Source organism: Photobacterium sagamiensis (assembly GCF_050337085.1).
Classification (GTDB): domain Bacteria; phylum Pseudomonadota; class Gammaproteobacteria; order Enterobacterales; family Vibrionaceae; genus Photobacterium; species Photobacterium sagamiensis.
In genome coordinates this window covers 42489-48967 of sequence record NZ_JAKJSP010000054.1, presented here as the reverse complement: position 1 = coordinate 48967, position 6479 = coordinate 42489, and the positions used below count along the sequence as shown (strand labels likewise).

General features: G+C 43.3%; 7 protein-coding genes and 1 pseudogene. 5 read left to right on the top strand and 3 right to left on the bottom strand.

Translation table 11 applies throughout. The features are described from left to right. Together L4D76_RS22645 and L4D76_RS22640 are read right to left on the bottom strand one after the other, a co-directional pair. Positions 1-207 (bottom strand): annotated as a pseudogene (locus tag L4D76_RS22645) (transposase); the annotation flags it as partial. Between the two features lie 280 nt (positions 208-487). Beyond that, positions 488-1207, bottom strand: a complete 720-nt coding sequence (locus L4D76_RS22640) for a hypothetical protein (RefSeq protein ID WP_428443135.1) — start codon at positions 1205-1207, stop codon at positions 488-490. 361 nt (positions 1208-1568) lie between these two features. On the opposite strand from L4D76_RS22640, the gene L4D76_RS22635 reads away from it, so the two are divergent. Next, positions 1569-1745, top strand: a complete 177-nt coding sequence (locus L4D76_RS22635) for a hypothetical protein (RefSeq protein WP_428443134.1) — start codon at positions 1569-1571, stop codon at positions 1743-1745. Between the two features lie 91 nt (positions 1746-1836). Further along, a complete protein-coding gene (locus L4D76_RS22630) occupies positions 1837-3639 on the top strand; it encodes an ABC transporter transmembrane domain-containing protein (RefSeq protein ID WP_428443133.1) in 1803 nt (600 codons plus the stop codon). Between the two features lie 55 nt (positions 3640-3694). Here L4D76_RS22630 and L4D76_RS22625 read toward each other — a convergent pair whose 3' ends face one another. After that, entirely contained in the window at positions 3695-4588 is an 894-nt protein-coding gene (locus L4D76_RS22625; protein WP_428443132.1) for a LysR family transcriptional regulator, read from the bottom strand. Between the two features lie 107 nt (positions 4589-4695). Here L4D76_RS22625 and L4D76_RS22620 point away from each other — a divergent pair, with 107 nt between their 5' ends. The 3 genes from L4D76_RS22620 to L4D76_RS22610 are packed head-to-tail and all read left to right on the top strand — an operon-like array spanning position 4696 to position 6478. Next, complete coding sequence (locus L4D76_RS22620; protein ID WP_428443131.1) at positions 4696-5304, top strand: short chain dehydrogenase; 609 nt, start codon at positions 4696-4698, stop codon at positions 5302-5304. 37 nt (positions 5305-5341) lie between these two features. Continuing rightward, complete coding sequence (locus L4D76_RS22615; RefSeq protein ID WP_428443130.1) at positions 5342-5869, top strand: cytochrome b; 528 nt, start codon at positions 5342-5344, stop codon at positions 5867-5869. Between the two features lie 36 nt (positions 5870-5905). After that, entirely contained in the window at positions 5906-6478 is a 573-nt protein-coding gene (locus L4D76_RS22610; RefSeq protein WP_428443129.1) for an ester cyclase, read from the top strand. The last annotated feature ends 1 nt before the right edge of the window (position 6479 follow it).

The window sequence follows — 6479 nt, the reverse complement described above, 5'->3', positions numbered from 1 at the left end:
ACTCATTACTGAGTAGGCACAAATATCAATGCAATAGATACTGCTGAGTTGTTTGATCTTCGTTTCAATCCACTCGCGACGGTGTTCAAAAGACGTTTCTGTTGCTTCATCGTAACCACAGAGAAAGGTGCGCCGCACACAGCGTGAAACACAGTGGTAGTAGGGTGTTGATTCCAAGCATATTTGTTGTTTTCTGGCGGTGGTCATGAGTCAATCCTTGCTGGTTGAATAATGACCATAGTTCATATGCAAGACTTTAAAAGGGGCAGAGGATCAGATTGGGATTGGTGTTGCTATGGAGTGAAACTAACAGGATTGATGGTTTCTTAAGTATGCCTGTCCTATAAGGGGGACGTTGAACCGCACAAAACTTGAATCCTCGACCCGAGAGAAATGTTAATAGGAGTGATGCGAGGAAACTCACTCAAAGAGCAAGTTCTACCCATTTATTGGCTTCATCGAAAGAGAAGACTTTCACCCCGTATTACTAGACGGGGTGTATGATTTTCCTTAACYCTTCACTAATATTTGAAATCTCATTTTGTAGCATTAAAGATAACTTACCATGTGTATTAATGTTTACATTAATACTTAATTCATAAGAAAGAATCTTGTTGTGCTTAGATGAATAAATACCATTATGCGTTTGAACTAGATAATGATCTTTTTCAAAAATGCCAATAAAACGATAAGAATTGTGAATGAATTGATGTAGCTTACAAAGCTTATCACTGTCAATAGGTGAGTTTAAAAAAGATTTAGGAACTTGATTGCTAACAGCTTTATCATTCCGTTCAAACGCATAATAATGTCTGGTCAATAACTCAATATTGTTGAAAATCTTTTTCGCTTCAATGACTAATAAATTCGAATCATTGGTTTTCCCTACCTTGGCAAAGTCTATGCCATAACCATCGGCTGGCATGAACCCACTAGATAATAATTCCTTGTAAACAAAGCTTAAATCATGAAGTTTTGTTTGGATTTTATGAATAACATCGAATTGCTTTTTATCTGCTTCTTGTTTTCTCCAAGTGCAATAAACATAGACTGCTAAAATAAAACCCAAAATGGTTGCAATGCTTGAGAATGTTGATAAAAAAGAAACAACTCCTTCCTCACTAAAAAATAATGAAAAAGCAAACCCAGACAACATTAATGTTATACAACAAAAAATCAGAATAAATGTATCTTCAAAATGCCTCAAATCAACCTCTGATACAAAAATTTAATTTACAAATTTTTCCAACTTACTTGTTCTGTTCTGTTTAGGTGTACATTATACCAATTATGTTAAAYCGATGATTTTTATGCTAAAAAACATCAATCCAGCCTGTTAATCTGCATTATGCGCTTTTTGTTGGACTTATGTATGCAGTACAATGCACAAAAGTGACTGTAAGTTTATTTCATTTCTGCACACGAAAGCTGCATTAATCAAACGAAATGAGCTCCGAGCCTGAAATGTAGGCAAATGAGCAAAAGGGAGACTTTCATTGCGGTTATGCTCGGTTTTTTAGGAAACGCTTCCACCACGCCCCCTTACTAAATAGCGCCACACTGGCGCTATGAAAACATCAAAACGCACTCAAATCGCCCAGGCAGTTTTATCTGCCGACCTTACCGGTAACCTTGCTGTACTGGCCGCTGACTTAAACCCCAATCAGGTGAATCAATCCTTTACGGGGATTGCCAATTCTTATCCACAACTCATTCCGTCACTATCTTATCTGCTAAAGTATTGACTATGTCGCCTCATTTCTATTTCATCTGTAACAACGCAGTTATCCCGATTGGTATTATTTATCCATTGAATAAGGAATAACACGGTAGGTTATGACCCTCGATAAGACTGACAAAGTTCAAGATAAACGAGCATTAGATACTTTGTGGCCAATACTCAGCTTTGTGCGGCCCTATAAAAAGAGGGTTGCAGCGGCTATGCTGGCCTTAGTGGTGACTGCGGTAGTTAGCCTGTCGATTGGGCAGGGCGTAAAAATGATCATCGACAATGGCTTTATTGCGGGCTCAAAAGAGCAGTTAGGCCACGCGATTGGGGTGATGGTCATTATGATCACCATTTTGGCAGTGGGTACTTTTACCCGGTTTTATCTGATGTCCTGGCTTGGAGAGAGAGTCAGCGCTGATATTCGCAAGGCCGTTTTTGACCGGTTGCTCGGTCTTCATCCGAGCTATTTTGAAGAAAACCGCAGTGGTGAAATTATGTCGCGCCTGACGACAGATACCACCTTGTTGCAATCTATCATTGGTTCTTCATTGTCAATGGCTCTGCGCAGTGTGCTTATGTTTGCAGGCGGCTTGCTGATGCTGGTGATCACTAACCCGAAGTTAACCCTGATGGTAATGGCGTGTGTACCTGTGGTGTTAATGCCGATGCTTTTTTATGGGCGCAAGGTACGACGTCTGGCGCGAAAAAGCCAGGCCAGTATCGCAGAGGTAGGGACATATGCCGGTGAGATCATCCAGAATATTAAGGTGGTTCAAAGCTATACCCGAGAGAGACAAGAAAGAGCGGCTTTTGGTGCCGAAGTTGAAACTGCTTTTGCCGTGGCCCGGCAAAGAATAAAGCAACGATCCATTCTTATCGCGACAGTTATCTTTTTGGTGTTTGGTGCCATCAGCATCATGCTTTGGATCGGCGGCATGGATGTTTTGGCGGGTAACATCAGTGAAGGGGAATTGGCGGCCTTTGTCTTTTACGCCATTATGGTTGCCATGTCACTAGCAACCATTTCTGAAGTATACGGTGAGTTACAGCGGGCATCGGGCTCTGCCGAACGTCTGTTTGAGTTATTGGCGGTGGAGAGTGAGATTCAGGCCCCTCAACAGTTGGCGCAATTAGATGATTTAGCCGATACCGTTATTGCCTTTGATCAGGTTGATTTCAGTTATCCGTCGCGGCCCAATAGCCCAGCGCTTAAAGGCATCAATCTGGAAATAAATAAAGGGCAGGTTGTTGCTTTGGTGGGGCCTTCAGGGGCCGGGAAAACGACAGTTTTTGAGCTGTTGCAGCGTTTTTATGATCCCTTTAAAGGCGAAATCCGATTTAAAAATGCGCCCATTCAGCAACTCGATCCCAAGTTTCTTCGCCAGCAGATGGGGATGGTGCAACAGCAGCCGATCATGTTTAGCTCCGATGTTTGGCATAACATTCGTTATGGCCGTCCCGAGGCATCGGATGAAGAGGTTATTTGGGCTGCAGAGCGGGCTCACGCTCATGAATTTATTCTGGAGTTACCCGAAGGGTATAAGAGCTATCTGGGTGAGCAGGGCGTCCGTTTATCTGGTGGGCAAAAACAACGTATAGCCCTTGCCAGGGCGATTCTCAAAGATCCGGATGTGCTGTTACTGGATGAAGCAACCAGCGCCTTAGATGCCGAAAGTGAGTCTCATGTTCAGGCGGCGTTGAATGAGCTAATGAAAAATCGTACCACGTTGATTATTGCGCACCGACTTTCTACGGTGATTCATGCCGATACTATAGTGCTCTTGGACAAGGGTAAAATATTGGCCTGTGGTACTCATGCTCAGTTGCTGAAGAAATCCGAACTGTATCAAAGGCTTTGTGAGTTGCAATTTGAACCCTATGAGGCCGGAAAGAATCCAACGGACCAATGACGTTAAGTAATGTCTCATCTTCACATCAGTATCATTTGTTCGTCATGAAGGTGACTTAACGGACTTCCGATAGCTGAGTAACAAAATATTCAACAACTGCTTTAATTGCTCGGTTTCGTGTCCCTTTTTGATGGTAAAGCAAATGGAGGTAGAAATTATCCAGAGCATATTCAGGTAACATTTCTACCAACTTACCACTGGCAATACTTTCATCAACAAAAAAGTAGGGAAGTTGTGCGATCCCTAATCCCTTCTCGCATAGTTGTTTGATACTCCCGCCAGAATTAGTATAAATTGAACCATCGACAGCGACAGTCATTTGCTCATTGTTACGGTTTTTAAACCTCCAACGTTTTTGAGCATCCAGATCACCTTCTATCAAGCAATGATGCATTTTTAATTCTTTGGGAGAAGAAGGGGCGCCGTATTTTTGTATATAGTCGGGGCTCGCCACGAGGGTTAATGACACTCTGGATAGGCTACGAGAGATGAAACTTGAGTCGAGCATCTGTGAAGCCCGCAAAGCCACGTCAAATCCCTGATCAATCATATCTTCAAAATCATCACTTAGCACAACATGCAGTTTCACCAGAGGAAATTGCTGATGAAAATCTGGTAAATGAGGTACAAGCATTTCTTGGCCGATATAGATCGGAGCGGTAATTTTGACGACGCCCTGGACACCTTGTTCCTCTTCATCTGCTGGGATCTCCAACTTATTAATGCTGTTCAATATATCTCTGAACTGCACCAGATATTTATGCCCGTCTTGTGTTAATCGCATATTCCGGGTTGAGCGATAGATTAACTTTCGCCCCAGCCAGGTTTCCAACTCAGTGAGATTTTTGCTGACTACTGAGTTGACGACACTGAGCTTTCGCGCAGCGGCTGACATCGATCCCTGTTCAGCGATTTCAACAAAAATCGCCATCGCTTTGAGTTTATCCATAATTTCGCAAATTAGAAAAAATCATTTCACATTAAACCGTATTCTGGAAATTAAGTAAATCACCTAAACTCCTCTTCAATGACATAACAGATAACAAGGTGAACACGATGAGAATTGCCGTTTTCGGTGCATCAGGAAAAATCGGAAGCAAAGTCGTCAACCAATTATCGGCTAGACATGAGGTGATAAAAGTTGGCTCTCGCACAGGTGATATTGTCGCTGACTATACTGATGAGAAATCCGTAAAGTCGGTATTCGACCAAGTGGGTGTGCTTGACGCGGTCGTTGTGGTAGTTGGGGCTGACAGTGTGTTCAAGGCCTACCATGAGCTATCAGATGATGATTTTCGCTTTGGCGCGGAACGTAAATTAGTAGCCCAGTTCAGAATTGTCCGCTATGCCGAAAAATATTTAAACGGAAATGGTTCCATCACCCTGACCAGTGGTTTCCTTAGCCATTACCCTAATCCGTACAGTATTGCGACGGGGCCATTCAACGCGGCTATCGACACTTTTGTACAGCATACGGCACCGTTGTTAGAACGCGGTTTGCGCCTGAACGTGGTAAGCCCGGCACCGGTGGTTGAACCTGAGCGGGCAGGTAAGGGGCTGGTCAGTGCTGAGCAAGTTGCTAATTACTATATCGAGGCCATAGAAGGCAAAGAAACGGGCCAAATTTTCAGAGCCTGGGGTGGACTGCCCGTTCCTGGGCTGTAAAAAAGTATTATATCAATTGTTGCAGCAGGATTTAATTATGAAATATCCAGTATCAATCAGAGCTATTCATTGGCTGAGTGCCGCGCTGATCATTGGCTTACTTGTGCTAGGGATCTACATGACCCCCTTTGACATGGACAACATGGAATATTCGGAGTCGCTGTATTTCTGGCATAAGTCATTTGGCATTCTTGCTTTTTTGTTTGTTGCGGTTCGCCTGGTGAACAAGCCGCGTCATGCGTTACCCGATTTACCGAAGGGTATGCCTCGACATGAGAAGCTGGCAGCTAAAGCGGCCCATAGGGCGCTGTACATACTGATGGTGGTTATACCGATACTTGGCTATATCCAATCAAGCGCATACGAGTACAGCAGCGGTGTACACTTCTTTGGTATGGATTTGCCAGAGTTGATCCCGAATAGCAAGCCGGTTTTCGACGTCGCTAATTTCCTGCATAAGTGGGCATCCTATGCATTTATCGCAGTCATTGTGGCTCATGTGGCAGGAGCGATAAAACATAGACTGTTTGACAGAGAAAATGACGTACTTAATCGCATGCTTTGAAGGTAATAACCCCCCAATTAAATCTGGAGAAAGACCATGAAAAAACTCATGAAGAATTTATTTGCTTTATCCCTAATGTTTGGACTTACATTAAATACGGCCTACGCCTCTGAAAGTGTTTCTGAACTCAAAGCAAAAATCGCAGAGCTTGAATCACAGATAGCGACTCATGAAGCTGAGAGATCTCAGACAGCAAGACACCTGGAGATATTTGACGAGCTGGACTTGKAGGCTTTTAATCATCGGGATATGAAACGTATCGGCGAAATTCATGCTGATAATGTGATTGTCCATAACCCCGATGGTACTCAAACATCACCATTCTCACCTCACTCAGAGGAGCTGCATTTTCTTTTTGACACCTTTGATTTCAAAGTAACCGATCATATTGTCGGGTTTGGCTTTGGAGAATGGACGGCAGGCATCAGTATTTCTGAGGGCAAATGGGTTAAGCCGATAACATTACCAGACGGTACAGTTTTGCAACCAACGAACAAAAAAGTACGTATTAAGATTGCTACAATCGCCCGTTGGGAAAATGGTCGTATCGCTGAAGAGTATCTGTTTTGGGATAATGCCGATTGGAACAAGCAGATTGGCTTGGAGTAAC

Coding starts and splice junctions, on each gene's coding strand:
- L4D76_RS22635 (WP_428443134.1), top strand. CDS start 1,569: ATGAAAACATCAAAACGCACTCAAATCGCCCAGGCAGTTTTATCTGCC.
- L4D76_RS22630 (WP_428443133.1), top strand. CDS start 1,837: ATGACCCTCGATAAGACTGACAAAGTTCAAGATAAACGAGCATTAGAT.
- L4D76_RS22625 (WP_428443132.1), bottom strand. CDS start 4,588: ATGGATAAACTCAAAGCGATGGCGATTTTTGTTGAAATCGCTGAACAG.
- L4D76_RS22620 (WP_428443131.1), top strand. CDS start 4,696: ATGAGAATTGCCGTTTTCGGTGCATCAGGAAAAATCGGAAGCAAAGTC.
- L4D76_RS22615 (WP_428443130.1), top strand. CDS start 5,342: ATGAAATATCCAGTATCAATCAGAGCTATTCATTGGCTGAGTGCCGCG.